Raw genomic sequence first — 18,780 nt, 5'->3', positions numbered from 1 at the left:
TATAATGCCCGTACAAAGGTGACGATGTACAGGGTAAACATTTGTATCTACATCGATGGAACGCCGTATGCGCTGAAAGGCGCACGTACGGTGTGAAGTGGGGGAAAACGTGGAGTTGCATAAACAAAACGTTACCTATCACTATTACGTGAAAGATCTGCACGTACAGGACGTAACCCACAAACAGGTGAAGAAATGCAAATCGCGGCTTCAAAAGCACCTGCTTTTAAAGCTGGAAAAGAATTAAAAGAGACAGTGAAATAATTATATACATTGAAAGAGTCCTGATATTCATATCAGGACTCTTTCAATAGCCTTTTTGTTCATAAAAAAGTATCATTCAATAAAACATATATAAATACGAAAAAATCACTTTAATTCCAATCTATTGCTTAGTGCATCCTTTCGTTTATGACTATTTTTAATTCAACAATAATTTGTGGCTAAAGTGCCAAACAATAGTACTTTTTGTGTAATTCTTTTAGTGTTGGAACCATTATCTCCTTCGGTACCACCATCAAGACTATATTTTCCCCTCCTTATGGAAATGAATCAATTTTGTTAATCAGCAAAAAAAGAGGGCGCAAAAGCTCTTTTTTTTGCAGCTTAATATTCAATTCTAGTTAAATTAGTTAAAGTGTTAATGAAATTTATTCAGAAAATGACATTAAAAATATTAAATATGCAACACCTTACATTAAAATTCATAACATTAAATTTTAATACTTACTAAGTTCTGTTGTAATAACTTTATCCATTCCATTAAGTATCTCCGATTTTCTAGTATCTTCCAAAAAAATCCCTGGTCGGATTAACTCATCTAATCTCGAAACCATGAGTTTGCTATTTTCTTTTTGGATAAAACGTTTTATATTAACCTTATCTTTTTTAGGTAACAAACTACATATATTTTTGAATTGGTTTTCTGTTTGAACATCCCAGAAGTAAATACCAATACCTTTTTCTATAAACGATTGAATTTTATCTGTAATTACTTTATATAAAGAACTTTTGAATTTTATATTATTAGAATTTCTAACTCTAGTATTTCTAATAACAAATAGAAGGATGAATATATCTTCTAGGTTTCTTACTTTTTTGGAGTAAATTTCTTTAATTAAATCCTCTTTTAATAAAGGATTAACCATTAATTTCGCTAAAAATATGTAATATTTATTTCTTTTATTATATAAAAAATAATTCACTAACAATTCTGCTTGGATAGAAGGTTTTAAATCACTTAAAATTTTATGTACAAATTCTATTTCCTTAGATACAATGGTACGATGTTCCCTTGTAGAATTATTTTCGTTATCACTTATCCGTTTAATTGGGGATAATATTACAAATAGTCCTATACTACGTCTTAAGGCACTATTTTCATCTTTTAATAAAGTAACGATCAACCTTTCAGTTGGTTCAAAACGACAGAAACTATTAGTGTAATTCAGTAACAATAAATTTGTTTTGTCTTTTAATAATAGATTTTCAAATTTATCTAAATTATTTTCCTGTAATATTGACGCTGCAGATATTAATTCTTTAAAAGTCCAATGTTTTGGTCCAGGGGATCTAAATATAAATTCATAATTGTTATCAGTATCTTCTATGTCCCATTCACTTTCAATTTTAAATGAATCAGATTTACCGTTTAAAAATTGAATTAATCCTCCATAAAGAAGATTAATCATACCATATTGTTTAAGATAAAAATTTATTTCTTCTGTACAATCCAAATTTCTTCTAAGTAAAGCGAGAACAATTATTAATGTAGCTTTATTTTTATCTTTATCTTTTAATGTCGATAATCTTATAGACTTATTTAAATCACACAATACCCTTTTCGGTTTTCTCCCATTAAAGATTCTGTTAAGTTTATCTTGAACGTCAGAATCCCGTTTTCTCCAATTATTAACAATAACATTTGAAAGTTCTTGAATTTTTACATTATCCATATAATTCACCACTCTAACTAAACATTACAGCTTCCTATAATATTTGCTTCATTTATATAATCGGTCAGTTCTGTTAAAACCTTTTTTGCTGCTGAATGATTTAACATGTTAATACAGAAAAAATTATTATCAATTGAATTTAATGAGGTCCCAATTGTTAAACCTGAATAATCTTCATCCTTCTTACCTAGTATAAATCTATCATGTATCGGAGAACTTATTTGAATAAAATTCATGTTTAACATATTATTATTCATTATCTCTTTCAATACAGTATCTTCTTCAACTGCTCCTTTAATTGTATTAGAGTCATAAGCATTATCTGTATTTTTGCAGAAAAAAACAATATTTACAGCATTCGAATAGGTACATTCATTAATAATTCTAAGCCAATCTAAACTTTTATTAAATCTGGACTTATCAGTGAAATACGGATCAAAAATCCATATTTCATCCTGAGGTTGCTGAATATATTCTGAAATAATCTTAATGGATTTCTGAGTCTCCCCTGGTTTAATAAATGTAATATTTTCTTTTTCTTGTTCATCTAAAAGCTTTTTCCTCATTTGATAATTTGATTCAGAAAATAGCTCCTCCAACTCATCTATTGCTGCCCCAATTGTAGACTCTTCTGTAACAGTAGTATTTTTTAATTCAAAAAAATCATCTAATTGATTTAATTTAACTTTTTTAGGTCTATCTAGAAGACTAATATTTAAATGCAGTCTTTTTAAAAATGCGACATCGTATTGAAAGTACACTAAACAATTATCTATATAAACTTCAATATCCAAAGAGCTCCAATCTACATTAGGATTAACCTCTAATTCTGTATTGTTAGCATCCAACAATTTCACTTCAGTTGAAACTATCGCATTCTTATTTTTAAATTTTATAATTACTGTGGAGTTTTTTTCTATTTCACTTATTTTTATTCCATTAGTCTCATTCCCTTTCATCTTAATATACGTATGTTCATATAGTATGGTATCGCCATATAAAATAGGATTATAATTTAGATCAAGCCCCGTAAATTTCTTTATAAAAGTATTAATTCTAAGCACATCTTTTAATGAAATTTTAAAATCAAATTTATCATCATATGTTTCTATAATTTTATTAGGTTTTATATTGGAAATATATCTTGTCATAAAAGCACAAGCACGGTCTGAATAAGGATTTAACTCATGTTTTGGACTTAAAAGTCCTTTTTCTATAAATAAAACATCATTATAGTTATTTAGAAAATCATCACTGACAATGGATTCTTTAAAAATCAGATTATATCGTCCTATTTTTTCCTTAGTAAAAAGCTTCCTATCCGGGTTAATTTGATTATCTAATCCTTTATGTAATATAGTTATAATTACCTCGCCAGCAAAAATCACTTGATTTAATATCAATTAATATAACCTCCTATAAAATACTTTAACTAAGACTTTTGTACCAACTTTAAAATATTTTTTTAAAATACAATTTCTCTTTTAATTAAAAATAAATCTATTATATCCTTTTAACTATATTACTTACTAACTAATTGTATTTTTCACCCTTCAAAAAGGATTTTATTGTAAATAATATAATATTCATGTTTTGATGACTTAAAAAGGTCTGCTTCCTTTTACAGGCTTTTTATCAATAAAGTGTATGAAATACTATATTTAGTTGTAATATACTTTCATTTTATGGTATACATTGTAAGGTTTCAATAATAAAAATGCACTTTAGGGTAATTAAAATAAGAGTCCTCCTAATTGTAGGAGGACTCTTATTTTAAAATATATAAATTATTATTTTCAACTCATACAACAGAGTTATTCTATTAATAAGGATTTTACGAATAATAAAAAGTTTTTACACTAACTCTCCCTTATTTTGTAGAAAAGCATAAAAATAGATGCATTTTATATAAATGTGCTTCGGTTATATAATTAACGCTTAAAATGCTATCTTTTAAATTACTACATATAAATAGATTTAATTCTATCATGCAGTATCAAGATGTTTAACAATATCTCAACACTAATCACACTATCAAAACAGATTAAAAACCCTAAATATTATAACTGTTCATTTTTATTTTCTCCTCTTCTATGCTTTTAGGAATGTCAGTAAAACATACAGAAATATTTCTTTCCCCAATAACTTTATTGGCATACGGTATAAGTTTATGCGTTTTAGCTTTATTTTCCAAACTACGTTTTTTTCCATTATTACCATGAGGGAGAAAACGATCGAAATAAATTTTTTCTTGTTCATTATCTTTGGTAGTAGGATACGAATATGAACAAACTCTTCTGTCTAAATTTTTTTCACTAGCTATTGTTGGTATAGCATTATGTAAAGCTTTAAAAAAATCTTTTGTGCTAAAAGGCCCATGTTTTGAATAGTTAATTTCCAAAAAAATACACAGTTCTCGATATAAATCGTCTGTGGGTTTTATTAATGGTAATTCAAACGACTCAAATTCCCCTATAAATTTATGCTCAAGCGGTAATTCTATATACTCCCTAGTCCCACTTTTAAATAATCCAAGAATATATTTTTCTTCTGAATTTTCATCGAACTTTTTCTTATTCAAATCTATGTAATCATATTTAAAGATTGCACATATTTGCAAATCATTTTTATATTGAATACCATTTATAACTTGATAATCAATGTTATGATTTGACATAGAACGTGATAATGAAAAGAGTCGTGTTAATTTTATTGTATTTCCCATGTTGCATCTCCTTTAAATATTAATATATTAATATTTCCACATAATAATTATACCAGAAAAAAGAAAATTGAGACTTTTATCTGTATGATATAAAGACTAAGTTAATAGGCTTCCTATCATTCATTTACTCAAAAGATTTCAAGAATCAAGTTAATAATGTTCCATAGAATTATTTTAAAAAGGAGCGAGTTATTATTACGCCTTTTTCATTCTATCTTCATAGTAAACTTATGACTTAATATTTTCATCTATAAAACCTTTAATTTGGTAATATGCCCCATAACCAATTTGCGCAGCTTTAAGTAACTGATTCACACTAGTAAAATAATTCCCATATAGACTAATTGCTCTTTCTACACATCTTTTATAATATTGCTCAAATGTTTCTAAAACTGTTGAAACATTTTGTACTGTTTTCGGATATTTCTTACGGTATATCCCATTTAAAGACTGTTTATTTAATAGTTTTAGTGCAATTGATGTCTCTGTTATTCTAACTGGCTTTTCTATGTTATTATCCCAATCTATTATTAACTGCTGAATATCTTTTAATAGTTGTTCATCCTGAACCGGCCAATCCACTCTATTTTTATAACCTGTCGGCAATACGAGAGGCATATTTTCTTCAAACCACACTCTGTCATTCTTTATTAACCAACGATACGCTGCTGCATGGACTTACTCCCTGCCCCAAATCACTATAATGCCTACAATTGAAAAAGTAGTTGATTAAATACCGATTATCTAATAAAAGAAACATTGCCCTAATTAGAGCAATGTTTCTTTTCCTCATTTGACATTAGAAATTGAAATGGATGAGAACAAATTTGGATCGCTATTCTCAAAAGCTAATGTGAATGAAGGGATTAGTTCATGTATTCTTTCTTGCATTGGTTTCTTATCTACTTCTCCAAGTTCATTCAAAAGCTCATTCTCTTCTGAAGACTCATCTTCATTGATTAACATCCTTAACACATCTGAGTTAATGATTTCATGTGGCGAATAAACTAGCCCATTCATCATTATATATTTTTGGAGCATGGATGAATTACCCTCATTTGCTTGCTTTACAGCTTGTTTAAGGTATAAAGCAAAATATTTCTGTGCAAATTTCACACCTTTTAGTGGAACAACTCCTACATGTTCAACACCTTTCCAACGTAAATCCGCAATTGAACTCAGCCACCATGCCGGCTCAATAGCCTGTTGCATACGTTGCAGTACTTTGCGTTCGAATCCTGGTTTATGAGTAGAATATTCTTTTAAACAAGTATCTAACATTTCAGCTTCAATGGCGGCTACGGTCATCCCTTGTCCATAAATGGGATCAAAGTTACAAAAAGCATCACCTAACACTAATAATCCAGATGGCCAATTTTCCATTTGTTCAAAATGTTGACGAGTTGATTCATGCGCTCTAAATCCTCTTGGGACACTAATTGGATCTAACTCTTTGATTAACTCCCTCATCATAGGGGTAACTAATGAATCCAGTTCTTTTTCATATTCTTTTGAATTGGTTGGTGGATAGTGTGTACCTCCAGCAACAAATAGTAGCGCTTGAGCTATGTTTTCTTCAATATATAATAGCCCTACAGCTCCAATGTTTTTAGCAGGATCCCCTTCAGAAATTGCACTCAATTTCTCTTTGATATGTGGGGGTACTTTATAATATCTCGTGCTATATCCAAAATTCACCTTTAAACGTTCTGGTTCTGGAACATCATATCCCATAAATGTAAGCCATTTATTGAGTTTAGATTGACGACCACATGTGTCAATTACCAAATCAGTTAAAACAGTTCTCTTTGTTTTTAATTCATCTCGTTCTTGAATATTGATCCCAATAACACGATTATGATCAGACGAAGTTAGAAGTCCTGTCACCACTTGCTTTGAATGAAAATATACATTAGGAATTTCTTGTACACGTTGGCGGATTGTCCATTCTAACAATGCTCGACTGCTCGCTGCACCTTTTCGTTCTATAACTAGTTCTAGTGCCCCATAAGGAGAAAATCGAATCATTTTATCATTCTTGACATTATGGGCCCCTAGATTTAATAAATCATCAACATATCCAGGAAAGAAACGGTTCATAATTATTTCTCCGCGTGGTAATACACGATGAGGATGAAAGTCTTGGGGTGTACCTGGACGTTCAGATGGCTTTTGAGGTAACGCATCTTTTTCAACAACTATCACTGTCTCAAAATAACTAGAAAGCACACGTGCAGTAAGCAAGCCTGCAATACCAGCTCCAATTACTAGAGCCTTTTCTCTTTTTTGCTGTTGATATAGTAATTGATTATCCATCAATAATCTCTCCTCTTCCTAAAAAGTATATTTGTTCAGCATGTATCTATTAAAACTTTTCCAGAAATCAGAATAAACAAATGATGATTCTTCATTCAAATTATTAAAATGAAGTTGGTCCAAGTCAGAAAAAGTAAACTTAAATGAGTATCCTTTTTCAACAAAATTCAGGTTCATATAACTTGTATAACTGCCCACCGCTTATAATTGCTTTTTTAATACTGCTTTTTCCCCCTTTAATATTTTTTATAATTTGTACCTTAAATGTATCACTTTTGATATCCTTTTAAATATTTGGGATTTTTAGAAATATTTATTTGATTTTTAGTAATATTTCGATTTTATTTTATCAAATAGAAACTAGAGTGTTTTGGGAAAGTATGTAATAATGCATAATAATTCAATCAGATATTATGATATACTTTCAAAGAGCTGATACAAAATTTCTTTAGATTGGAAAACTAAAGTCTTATCTACCTAATTGTGGGGACGCCTTATGGCGTCTTTTCTTTTTTATTTTAAGAAAACCCCCAAGCATTCATATGCCTAAGGGTTTATCGATTGAAAGGTAGTGCCGTTTGGAATTCCTTAAATTAAGAACAAAGCGGTATTACTCCTAAACCAATTAATAAAGCTGCAGCAAACGCTGGAATTGGCGCAGGAATCTCGATACCTTCTACAACTAAAAAGTATTGACCATTTACAACTTTAAAACAAACTAATTGCATGGCTAATCCTCCCTTCTGTTAGGATTAATACATTATATTAAATAATCTTATTATTGATATAATTAAATAGTTTGTTTTTAGAAAATGTGTAATTTATCAACATTCAGCGGAAACACATTAAATTATATTTCCCTTATTTTCAAAAAGACCTGCTCAATTCAAACGTAAAAACATAAGGTAAAGTGAACCCATTAAAATCCATGGAATGAACCCTAGTTTTATTCTCTTATCTAAAGGAGGAACTATAATTATGGGATATGGTGGTAGTTGCGGCGAAGGCTGTGGGTTTGCTGGAGGCTTTGCTTTACTCGTTGTACTCTTTATACTATTAATCATTATCGGATGCAGTTGTTTCTGCTAAAAACTATTGGAGGAGGCACCTTTGGGTGTCTTTTCTTTTTGGAAAAATCCCTACACAAAGTGCAGGGATTTTCATGCTACGAATATATAAAACTGATTACTTAATATATAACGACGTGCGCCACGTATCTCTTGGATAATTTATTGAAGTCTTTTGATATTCAAAAGTCCCTTCTTGATGCTTTGATGCGTCCCATTTATATTCCCAACCTACAATAGGATTACCACCAATTATTTGTGAACCAATACTTTTTACATCAAATCCATTCATTTTGGCAAAAGGAAACTGGCCATATCCTATTTCTTTTGTGTAAACATATAAGTAACTTCCCCCATGATCTTTAGTTGTACTAAAACTATTAGGAGTAATGTATTCAACTCCACCCAATTGTGATTCCACTTTTACTACACTTAAAGAAGTTAGAGGTGCTGCTGGTCCTGCTGATGCCTCCGATGCCATTCCTAACCCAACTACCGCTGCCACCGCTAATGATGATATCCCTAATGTAACTTTTTTAAACATATAAACATCCCCTTGTTTTATAATAAGTACAAGTTTGATATTAGCATAATTTTATTAGAATATTCCTTATTTTGAAAACGTTAACAATTTCTACTTTTTTTGATATGCAATTTAGCATATCGATTGACATACAGAATAATCCAGCTACTACTTTCAATATAAAAACTATTTTCAAATTTAATATTATTAACTCACTAAATTCTCGTCAAAAGACTGGTCGTCTATACAATAGTTTGGTAACATATAAGTATCTTTTAAGAAGGAAAAGCTAATATAGATCGACTAAATAATGTAAAGAAAATGTTTTATTGCATAAAAAAAGGCTCCATTGCTGGAGCACTCAAAAAATAATATAAGTAAATGAATTAAAACAAATAACAGACAATTAAACTATATAGATAAAAAATATATAAATCTATATATATGCAATATTGCATATCGAAACAACTATTTATTGATGCTATAATAAGCTTACTCAATGATTGTTATATTTTTTTATGGTTTTTAAGTAATACAATACCTTCTTAACAGCATTGTACAAGGAAAAAAAGACATCTTAATCGATGTCTTCTTTTCTTATATGATAACAACACAATAAAATTAAGATGGTTCAAGTCGGAGGAAGGCACCTTTGGGTGTCTTTTCTTTATGGGCAAAAACAATCCACTTGTTTTAAGATGGATTATTGCTACTACAAGAGTAATTATAACTAATCTTTAGGAACCCTTTTCTCTATTTGTGGAAAAATCATCGATGTAACCCCAATACATATCCCAGCTATAAGAGCTGCTATAATTAAGCATATACATACCATATTTAACACTAAAAATCCCCCCATTGCTCAATGGTTCTACTTGTAAGTAAAAGAAAATATAAACATTGAATAGTTCATGTAAGTTGTTAACAACATGTATCTGTTTTTTCTATATAATACATATGTATTATACAAACTTAATCTGTACTCTACATGGAGATACACTAGAATTAGCTTAAAAACTTTGGCGGCACCTTAGGGTGTCTTTTCTTTATTTCTCAATATAAGAACTCTAAGAATATGCTATTATTTTAATACAAATTCCCTTTTATGCATTGAGATAGTATTGCCCAAAAAAAGCCCACCTATTTCCGTAGGTGGGCCTTTTCTTTATTACACAATACCAAATTATACTCTCATTTTTTCGTGAACTTTATGCAATTATACATATTCTCAAAAAATACACCAAATAAATATTACATGTAGTAAAATATAAATTGTGGATACATTCTATAAAGCAGATTCTTTTGAAAGACGTAACGTATTGATCTTAAATCTCTTGATATTTAGTGAACTAACAATCTGGTGTATATAGACGATTCTGTTTTATAGGATGTGTTTACACGTATAACAAAGGGGTAATACGTGTATATTTATATAAATTTAAAGTAGTTCAAGTCGGAGGAAGGCACCTTTGGGTGTCTTTTCTTTATGGAAAAATCCCCACACATTGTGTAGGGATCTTGTTTTTCTTACCATTTAATTTTTGTTGGATTTAACTTGGAAATGTATCCACGTACTAATTGTTTTTCGTTGCTGTCATAGATACCGATATCACCAGTGAAATTTTCCTAATATTCCCCTAAATAGTCTTTTGATGGTGCTTTCAAATCTACATATAATCCCATTGTCCCGAAACTTGCCACCTGGCGCGCTGCTATGTCGCATACTTGTTGCGCTGTTTCTTTCGTTGTTCCTGCTGGAACGATAACAACAATTCGAGTTAGACTGTCTTTTTCTTCAATATGGACATCTAGCGCCTTTTCAGCCACCTTTATTCCATCCTTTGCTGTTTGGATTCCTAATTGACTTGATTTCACATCTTTATTTCACGCTCCCTGGCCTTGTTCTGTCATCGATTGTTCCGCTTTTTCTTGTGCTTTCGCTTCATTTAACCCACTGCTTTTCTTCCTGAAATGCTTTAACTTTTTCTTTTTGTTCCTCTTTCTTCGCATCTTGCTCTATTGTCTCTTCTTCAGTACCACACGCTGCTAATAATAAACTTGCTGCAATTGTTAAGCCTGCTAATTTAATTCTTTCATATGTATAAACGACCACAGATACAAATATTAACTTTGTATCCCATATCTGAATCATTCAAATGATAACTAATTAATATTCAAATTCTTTATATTTAAATATTAACTTTATAATCTATTCTCAATCAAAACAAATTAATTTCTTCTTAAAACGTGGAATCATTCTTTTAAATTGATAGTGATGGAGTAACACCGCATCGTTATCAACCTAAGAGAAGGAAATACACCAAAAACAAAAAAAACGATAAAAAAATAATAAAAAAGCTTATCATTAAATACTAAAGGATAAGCTTTTTTGTCTATATGTATTAAATTTTATTTGATCTCTTCCAAGCTATTACTGTAATAAGATATTGAATACCAAATAGGAAAACGAAAAGTATAATGAATTTTGCTATTACTGCTAACCATCCGCCAAAATCTTCAGGGAAGTAATATTTGTATGTAGTAGCACCTATTGCGACAAAACAAAAAATAAAGGTATTACTCATTTTTTCTTTTAATTTTTCTTTTAATTGCTCTTTATTATTAATATCTGTTTCATAAACACCAGTTAGAATAGATTTAATAAAGAAGAAAATCATATAACAAATTATAATGGCTAATGAAGCAATCCATTCTAGGAATGGGTGGTGTAGATATGCTCCCCTTATTACAACATCTATAAAAGCTAAAAGTAGGACAATAATTCCAGATTGCGCCCAAATTTTCATTTCGATTTGTTGAATTCTTTCATCTGAGTGTGTACTGAGTGAAAACCATTTTTTTAGTTTTTCCATTTAAGAGTACCTCCTAAAATAATTTAACATTTTAGCCAAGTAGACTCCTTCCTCAAGGAACGCGAAGTGAGTAGGTGGGAGTCTACTTGGCTTTTAACCTAAACTCATATCTAATGTTTTAGCTATACGAATACAAAATTTTAAAGAAGGGTTAAACTTATTACTTTCAATATGACTACTGGTTTTTCGCGTAGCGTTTACAATATCGGTAAACTCCAGTTGAATTAGACTTTTTTAACTCTTATAATTTTCTCTTTACTTATAGACTTTAAATATGTCTCATTAGTAAATGATAACTTCATACTATAAATCTTATATTCCATATATTAAATTATTAACTACATAAATGCAATATATATTTTACATTAAGACGGATATATATTACCAATCTCTTTATTTTTGTATCTAAAACTATCCTACAAATTTAAGAATAGAAATTTTTTCTGTAGACGCCTTTTTCTTTAAGTTATTTTCGTATCCCCAATGTTACAGCAAGGGATTAATGTATCCGAGTTTTGGTGTACTTTATATTAAATATGCATAATTACATAATTATTCTTTATATAACGATATTAAAATTTACAATTTTAACCTGTAAAATACAGGATGTTAAATAAATACCTAAGGAGTTGTTAATATGAAAAAATTTATGGGCATGTTAGCTATGTGTTTTGCACTTACACTAGCATTTTTACCAACTATTTCAAAGGCGGATTCTTCACCATTACGAAGTGTTAGCATTAGTGCTGTAGGCGATAATAACAAAATGTATAGTGCAAGTTCTTACTTATCTATTCCTGTTCTTAAAGGCGATTATCTTTATGTGAAAGTTAGTGAAGTAGGTACACCGGATTCATATTCAGAAGCTTTAACTATTAATGGTGTTAGATATGCAGGAAGTTCTTTAGACGAAGTCAGTTCTTATACTGGTCCATTCGGATTTGAAAAAATATTTAGATTACGTATCAAAGATTCGTACATCTTCTCAAACACACCAAATTCAACAAACACTATAGCTTTTGAAGCTAGAGTTCCTTTCTCAATGCAAGTATTATCTAAAAGTATATCGGTTCATGTAGAATAATTTATAACATTATTATTAAATAAAAAATACATCCCTATAAGGATGTATTTTTTATTTAATTGAAGAAAAGACGATGCATACAATATCAAAATCTAATTAACATATCATTTGATTATCGGTAGCAAGATCAAAGATGCCCCCCTACTCTCGGAAAGAAGACTCCTTTTTCTTTTAATTATTTGCTTGTCCCGAATATAACAGCGAGGAATTTATATATTCGAGTTATGGTTTACTTTCGTTTAAAATGCAAATACCAATACATTGCAACTTCATCGCTTTCTTCATGTATCCCTTTATATACTAAAAAATCCAATCCACCTATTACAAACCCACATTTTTCATAGAACCTACATGCTGCTACATTATTATTTTGTGTTTCAAGCATTATACCTCGCATATTGCTTTCTTTTGCCCACTGTGTTGCTTGCTCAATTAACCTCCTACCAACTCCAAGTGAACGATATTTTTTATCCACCTTTATATCTTCTATGTAAGCATAGTGGTTCCAATTCTTTTTCAATACCATTACTCCTATAATTTGGTCATGTAAAATTGCTATGTAAATTACTTGTTCAGTCTTATTTATATATTCAGTGTATGCTAGTTCATCATCATATTGATCTTGTAAATAACTTTTCTCATAACTTGGAACGTCTTCTACTGTATATTCTATTTGCTTATTTACTGTTGAAAGAGAAAAAATTAACCGAGAGTTTACTATAAAACTATCATCAATCTCCGGTAAATTGTCTAAATCATCTACTTCTAATTCTCTAATTAAAAGGTTCATCGTATTCTCCTTTACGTGAGACCTCCAATTCATATTATTCCCCCTAGTTCTTTCCATGTCCCTTATTCAATTCTAATTTACTAACTGATTAGCGTTATTGCAAATCAAAATAATAAAACCGCATCTCCAATTATTAGATAACTATCTAATACATTGGAGATGCGGTTCACTTAGGTCATTGATGTTTCAGCTATTCTCTTTATTTGAAAATTACAGCTTTTGCGCTATGGGAAAGCCCATGTAGGACTTTAGTCCGCCTTTAGGCATGGGATGAAAGTATCGTTTTTGCATAGCAAAACATGATATACTTCATTTATAGTCATGCAAAAGACTCTAAAACAACTGTTCTCTGAAAGCAGAATACATGTGAGGTTGGAGTAGCCAATTCTTCTACTCCGTAAAATGTGTTAAGTCGTCAAGAACAAGACGTTAAAACATTTGAGAACCAACAACCTGTACGGTATGGTCACAGTAACGTAGCCCACGAACCTATATGGTCTGTTGTGGGAGTGGTGATGACACACCGCAATCTTGCACGTCAGCGATACCAGAAATGGACTTTGCCTTTGGTAGCAAGAATCCCACTGACGTTAGTCAGCTTGCCCCTTTAGGGGTGGGAATGTCAAATCTACCATACTAATTTAATCTTATATTCCTGAAGCCAACTATTAACTTGAAGTAAATAATCTATTATACCTCGTGCATCATTACCTGAAATTACTTCGTCTTTTCCTTCTGCAATAGCACGGACTCTTTCTACATTAATTAATGGCAAAATAGGTGATTGAGGATCGTTCAACACATGTAACATCCAATCACTAATACCTTGTAGATAAGAGGCATCCTTTGTGCTTGGATATGCACTTTTTTTGCGATAACGTACATCCTCTGGAAGTACATTTTCAAAAGCTCGACGTAAAATACCTTTTTCAATATTGTCTATACTCTTTATTTCGAATGGGACATTCCATAAGTATTCTACAAGCCGGTAATCGCAAAATGGAACTCGTACTTCAAAGCCATTCATCATACTTGTACGATCTTTTCGTTCTAGCATAAATGGCAAGAAACGTGTAATAAACATGTAAGACATTTGACGTTGCTTCCTTTGCAGATCACTTTCACCTTCTAAAAAGGGAACCTCAGCAACCGCATCTTCAAATTTTTGTTTTTGATATTTTTCAGGGCTAATCTTATCTTTAAAATCCTCTGATAAAATCCCTGTGCTATACCATAAATTAACACTCCAAGGGAATATTTCTGCATCTAAAAACTTATCTTGGTGGAACCATGGATATCCTGAGAACACTTCATCTGCAGATTCGCCTGAAAGTGCAACTGTTGCGTCTTTTTTCATTTCCTTAAATAGCAAATAAAGAGACGTTTCTAGTTCTCCAACTCCTGGTAGATCACGCGCTCGCATTGGAGTTAATAAATACTCTATTAAACTATCTGATCCTAACTCTATAGAGTGATGCTTTGTTCCTACATATTCAGCCACACGTTTCACCCAAGGTTCATCACGATCAAAACGAAGGAAGTCTTGCTCAAAGTCTTTTTCATCATTGATGAAATTCAGGGAATATGTATGAAGGTGTTCCCCTTTATTCCCAAATTCGTTTCCAGCTAGACCTGTTAGACCACTTGAATCCAAACCTCCGGAAAGCATAGATACCACTGGTCTATCAGCAATTAACTGACGTTTAACCGTATCTTGTAAAATGGAGCGGATAGTCTCCACTGTCATATCAATATCATCTATATGATTTTTACTTTCAAGTTTCCAATACTGTGTCGTATTCGAACCATTAGAGGTAAACGTCATATAATGGCCAGCACGCACCTCGTGTATATCCTTGAAAATCGCATGACCTGGGGTACGTGTTGGTCCAAGACAAAATATCTCAGAAAGTCCTTCTTTATCTACTTCTGCATCTACAAGTGGGTGCGAAAGTAAAACTTTTAACTCTGAACCAAAGAGAATTGCACTCCCTCTTTGAGCGAAAAATAAAGGCTTCACACCTAGATGATCACGACCAAGCATCAATTTCCCAAATCTTTCATCCCAAATACCAAAAGCAAAAATCCCATTTAAGTGTTGAACACAATCTTCTTGCCATTCTAAATAGGCATGTAGTAATACCTCTGTATCAGACTTTGTCTGAAATTCATGACCTTTCTCCTCAAGTTCTTTACGTAATTCTTGATAGTTATAAATTTCTCCATTGAACGTAAGACCAATCGTATCATTTCCATCTTTATACAGCATAGGTTGAAGGCCACCTTCAGGATCAATGACGATGAGACGTCGATGACCTAATGCCGCTCGTTTTGAAAACCAATGCCCCTCTGCATCAGGTCCTCGGTGAATGATAGCATCTGTCATTTTTTTTAACGTTTCTTGTTCATGAGACAGGTCTTTAGACCAGTCTATCCACCCTGCAATTCCACACATAGTGTCTACCTTCTCTCAAATAGTATAGAAACCGACTAAAATCAAATATCAGTCGGTTTTCCGTAAAAAAATCCGACTAAAACTATCTTTTAGTCATGTTTATATAATAAAATGAATTAAATAAAAAATCAAACAATTAGATTGAGAAAGAAGTAACTATCCCCCTTTCATTTGAATTCTCATCGTCCGATTAAAAATTATTACCTCACACTTTCATTTTATCCCTAAATTAGAAAGTTGCATTCTATTATAGTTATATACTAGAAATAAGAATGGTGTATGTTATTCTATAAGAAGCAACTAGAGGACTTTTTATTAGGCGTTAATAAATGACAAATAGACTGATAGAGAATGTAATGACAGAAAACTTCGCTAAATATTTCAAGGATAGGGTGTAGACGATGATAAAATTAGAAAAAGAAAATAAAAAAATGAAAATCATTCAATCTGCCACAATACTGTTCTCTACGCGTGGTGTCCGTAACACAACGGTTGATGAAATTGCAAAGAAAGCTAAAGTTGGTAAAGGAACTATTTATTATTACTATACAGATAAAACTCAAATATTATGTGACTGCTATATGCGTCATATTCAACTTAAACGCTCACAATTATTTGATTTATATAAAGAGGAAAAGGATGTTTTGCTACGAATACAAAAAATCCTTCATTATATCAGCCTAGAATATCATCAAGACCCATTTGTTTCTACACTCTTTCAAGAATATAAAGAGTACCATTCACCTGAAATTATAGCTTGTTTAAAAAAATCTGAAGAAGAAGCAATTAAAATGATAAGTAATTTGCTTGAAAAAGGTTATCAGCAAGGGGCTTTTCAGAAGGTACCATTACCGCTTACAGCTTTTATGTTAGTGCGAATGATTTTTAACTATGAACAGGATTATATAAAAGATGATAAAAGTGATAAAGAATTTCTTCAGTTACTAAAACATATGCTTCTTAAAAACTAGTTTTAACCACATACAAAAAATAATTGTGGTACAAATATATAAAGAAAAGCACGAATACTGGTGTTTTTAATGAGCTCTTTTCAGTCTGGACAAATATAAGAAATATCCAATGTTTATTTAGGAATAACTGATAAAATCCCAATCCGTATGATTGTCCATAGAGTAATAAATTTTGTAAAGGACCTTTTGATATATTATTGATTTGCTTACCTGAAGAAATTTCTTTAGTTAGGTATTTGCCAACCTTTCTTGTTTACTATCAATCAATTTAAAAAAATTCTTCGTTTAGGGGCTACTTTAAAGTCTTAAGTTGATGGGCATGTGGTGGACCCCTACTAATATTCTTGCTTTTAAATTATTTTCAGTATATTATATTCATATGGTAATATAGAAATTACGGTATACAGAAAGGAATCAAATCTATTTGTAAGATTTAAATCCTTTTCAAAGATAAAAAAATTCCACCAAAACGTCATATAACTTATGCTTCTCTTTTTAAGATGTATCTAATAAACACACATTTTTTATCAATACAATTGTGTTTTCAATATAAATGGAAACTTTTAAATAGAGGTTTATTTACTTTCAATGATAGGAGTTAGTGTCTAAAACATAGAGAAATAAGGCACCATACATAGTACCTGACAAACTTGAGAGGTCTTGTATGTAGTTTACTCATTACAGATAACAAAAGAGCCTTACCTATCTAGGCAAGACTCTACTAGTTTAGTTATATAATATTTACATAACAACTAATAAACTAAAAACATATAGCACCAAGTAGCAGAACCCTAATATTCCTCCTACAGCTAATACCTGTTTAGCCCAACTTTTAATTTTGGGATTACTGTAAATCACTTGCACTCTTTCCATATTTCCTCCTATTAGGGAGAACCCTTAAAGACTCTCACCTCGCTATAGTACCATTAAAAAATGACTAATAGAGGTATAAGTTTTGTCTAAACGTATAAATATGCAATATTGCATACAAAAATGTATTGTTATAAATGTAAGCGCTTACTATAATAGGGTTATAAAGGTTTACCACATCTTAATACGAAAACAGAGGAGAGAATAATATGGAAATCGCAATGGCAGTTTTAAAATTTATAGGTGGAGCAATACCATTAATTCAAGAACTTCTAAAAGCATTTATGTAATTTCATGATTTAGCAATTCTTTATAAATATTATCATACAAATGATCTGTATATCAAAGATAAATTGATTTACAGATCATTTGCGTGAGCAAAGTCCCTTTAAGGTTATTGAGGGACTTTTTTAATTTTTAAATACTTAAGGTTACGTCACATCAAAATCAAGTTAGCAAAACAGTATGAAAAATACCAAGCACCCTCCTCTGCAGGGCCATCTTGGTATTTTTTAAACTCACATACAAATTATTATTTGTATTGTTGCATGGGTTCACTTTTAAATTATATACGTCTACTATACTATCGATAAACAATGACTACTGTCTCCCATTTAATCTTACAGATCACTTATAACATGTTCTAAAGGAACTCTCTTGGCGAAATCGATAAAAATAAAGAGAGACACTTGTCCCTCTCTCCATAAGTACTATTATTTTAAAATTCTAAATCATCCCTTTTAATATTAAGCCCAAAATTGACATAGTAATTGCACTAATAATAATTCGTAAAATCCAAGTTGTATTCATGCTAATCTTTTCTAATTGCTTATTAATTGTAGCTATGTCTTTCTCATTAATTGTTGTGCGAGTTTCTAAATTACGAATATCTCGCATAATTTCTTTTTGTTCTGCTTTTAGACTGTCAATTTTTGCATAAACATCTTCCAATACGTTCACACCCTTTTATAATCGTAATAAAGCAATCCTTACATGATATGAGACAACCCTATTCATGGTGAATTCATTGGAGGAAATTCCATACAAAATCCGTATTTTGTTAAAAATAAAAAAAGAGGCAGTTTTGCCTCTTTTAATACATAAAACTTAATTTTATCCAGCTTTATTATTAATTCCATTGATTTGTTGCT

General features: G+C 30.8%; 15 protein-coding genes and 3 pseudogenes. 5 read left to right on the top strand and 13 right to left on the bottom strand.

Annotation, left to right across the window (positions count from 1 at the left end):
- Nucleotides 1–144 precede the first annotated feature (144 nt).
- Nucleotides 145–264, top strand: a pseudogene (locus tag NHG49_RS28085) (HU family DNA-binding protein); the annotation flags it as partial.
- A 455-nt stretch (nucleotides 265–719) separates the two neighbouring features.
- Here NHG49_RS28085 and NHG49_RS28080 read toward each other — a convergent pair.
- From NHG49_RS28080 to NHG49_RS28055, 6 genes are all read right to left on the bottom strand, one after another.
- A complete protein-coding gene (locus tag NHG49_RS28080) occupies nucleotides 720–1,955 on the bottom strand; it encodes a hypothetical protein (RefSeq protein WP_098867341.1) in 1,236 nt (411 codons plus the stop codon).
- A gap of 17 nt (nucleotides 1,956–1,972) precedes the next feature.
- Nucleotides 1,973–3,358: a hypothetical protein gene (locus NHG49_RS28075; RefSeq protein WP_098867340.1), complete on the bottom strand. Its 1,386-nt coding sequence runs from the start codon at nucleotides 3,356–3,358 to the stop codon at nucleotides 1,973–1,975.
- Nucleotides 3,359–4,008: 650 nt separating this feature from the next.
- Entirely contained in the window at nucleotides 4,009–4,680 is a 672-nt protein-coding gene (locus NHG49_RS28070) for a DUF6037 family protein (protein WP_098570470.1), read from the bottom strand.
- Nucleotides 4,681–4,908: 228 nt separating this feature from the next.
- Nucleotides 4,909–5,316 carry a hypothetical protein gene (locus NHG49_RS28065; RefSeq protein ID WP_180232443.1) on the bottom strand — a complete coding sequence of 136 codons (408 nt, stop codon included), beginning with the start codon at nucleotides 5,314–5,316 and terminating at the stop codon, nucleotides 4,909–4,911.
- A gap of 153 nt (nucleotides 5,317–5,469) precedes the next feature.
- Nucleotides 5,470–6,996 (bottom strand): FAD-dependent oxidoreductase, encoded by a 1,527-nt coding sequence (locus tag NHG49_RS28060; protein WP_258126939.1) that lies wholly within the window; start codon nucleotides 6,994–6,996, stop codon nucleotides 5,470–5,472.
- A gap of 593 nt (nucleotides 6,997–7,589) precedes the next feature.
- Complete coding sequence (locus NHG49_RS28055) at nucleotides 7,590–7,724, bottom strand: hypothetical protein (RefSeq protein ID WP_001177696.1); 135 nt, start codon at nucleotides 7,722–7,724, stop codon at nucleotides 7,590–7,592.
- Nucleotides 7,725–7,974: 250 nt separating this feature from the next.
- Here NHG49_RS28055 and NHG49_RS28050 point away from each other — a divergent pair, with 250 nt between their 5' ends.
- Nucleotides 7,975–8,085, top strand: a complete 111-nt coding sequence (locus NHG49_RS28050) for a YjcZ family sporulation protein (RefSeq protein ID WP_000540371.1) — start codon at nucleotides 7,975–7,977, stop codon at nucleotides 8,083–8,085.
- A 96-nt stretch (nucleotides 8,086–8,181) separates the two neighbouring features.
- Here NHG49_RS28050 and NHG49_RS28045 read toward each other — a convergent pair whose 3' ends face one another.
- The 3 genes and pseudogenes from NHG49_RS28045 to NHG49_RS28030 form a co-directional block, all read right to left on the bottom strand.
- Nucleotides 8,182–8,607: a DUF4879 domain-containing protein gene (locus NHG49_RS28045; protein ID WP_088047624.1), complete on the bottom strand. Its 426-nt coding sequence runs from the start codon at nucleotides 8,605–8,607 to the stop codon at nucleotides 8,182–8,184.
- Nucleotides 8,608–10,113: 1,506 nt separating this feature from the next.
- Nucleotides 10,114–10,738, bottom strand: a pseudogene (locus NHG49_RS31540) (DUF874 domain-containing protein).
- Between the two features lie 250 nt (nucleotides 10,739–10,988).
- The gene (locus tag NHG49_RS28030; protein ID WP_242069246.1) at nucleotides 10,989–11,459 is read right to left on the bottom strand and encodes a DUF6773 family protein; all 471 of its coding nucleotides are present in this window, start codon (nucleotides 11,457–11,459) and stop codon (nucleotides 10,989–10,991) included.
- A 637-nt stretch (nucleotides 11,460–12,096) separates the two neighbouring features.
- Here NHG49_RS28030 and NHG49_RS28020 point away from each other — a divergent pair.
- Complete coding sequence (locus tag NHG49_RS28020; RefSeq protein WP_258126937.1) at nucleotides 12,097–12,543, top strand: hypothetical protein; 447 nt, start codon at nucleotides 12,097–12,099, stop codon at nucleotides 12,541–12,543.
- A 229-nt stretch (nucleotides 12,544–12,772) separates the two neighbouring features.
- Here NHG49_RS28020 and satA read toward each other — a convergent pair whose 3' ends face one another.
- Nucleotides 12,773–13,333: a streptothricin N-acetyltransferase SatA gene (gene satA / locus NHG49_RS28015; RefSeq protein WP_222661702.1), complete on the bottom strand. Its 561-nt coding sequence runs from the start codon at nucleotides 13,331–13,333 to the stop codon at nucleotides 12,773–12,775.
- Nucleotides 13,334–13,961: 628 nt separating this feature from the next.
- Complete coding sequence (gene asnB, locus NHG49_RS28010) at nucleotides 13,962–15,788, bottom strand: asparagine synthase (glutamine-hydrolyzing) (protein WP_222661673.1); 1,827 nt, start codon at nucleotides 15,786–15,788, stop codon at nucleotides 13,962–13,964.
- Nucleotides 15,789–16,189: 401 nt separating this feature from the next.
- Between asnB and NHG49_RS28005 the strand changes: the two genes are divergently transcribed.
- Nucleotides 16,190–16,759, top strand: a complete 570-nt coding sequence (locus NHG49_RS28005; protein ID WP_149173899.1) for a TetR/AcrR family transcriptional regulator — start codon at nucleotides 16,190–16,192, stop codon at nucleotides 16,757–16,759.
- 741 nt (nucleotides 16,760–17,500) lie between these two features.
- Here the strand turns inward: NHG49_RS28005 and NHG49_RS28000 are convergent.
- Nucleotides 17,501–17,632, bottom strand: a complete 132-nt coding sequence (locus NHG49_RS28000; RefSeq protein WP_258126936.1) for a hypothetical protein — start codon at nucleotides 17,630–17,632, stop codon at nucleotides 17,501–17,503.
- 100 nt (nucleotides 17,633–17,732) lie between these two features.
- Between NHG49_RS28000 and NHG49_RS27995 the strand changes: the two are divergent.
- Nucleotides 17,733–17,919, top strand: a pseudogene (locus tag NHG49_RS27995) (hypothetical protein).
- A gap of 436 nt (nucleotides 17,920–18,355) precedes the next feature.
- Here the strand turns inward: NHG49_RS27995 and NHG49_RS27990 are convergent.
- Entirely contained in the window at nucleotides 18,356–18,580 is a 225-nt protein-coding gene (locus NHG49_RS27990) for a hypothetical protein (protein WP_097819922.1), read from the bottom strand.
- Between the last annotated feature and the right edge of the window lie 200 nt (nucleotides 18,581–18,780).

Origin of the sequence: Bacillus sp. IBL03825 (assembly GCF_024712505.1) — a bacterium.
GTDB classification, from domain to species: Bacteria; Bacillota; Bacilli; order Bacillales; family Bacillaceae_G; genus Bacillus_A; species Bacillus_A wiedmannii.
This window is presented reverse-complemented; position numbering and strand designations above follow the sequence as displayed.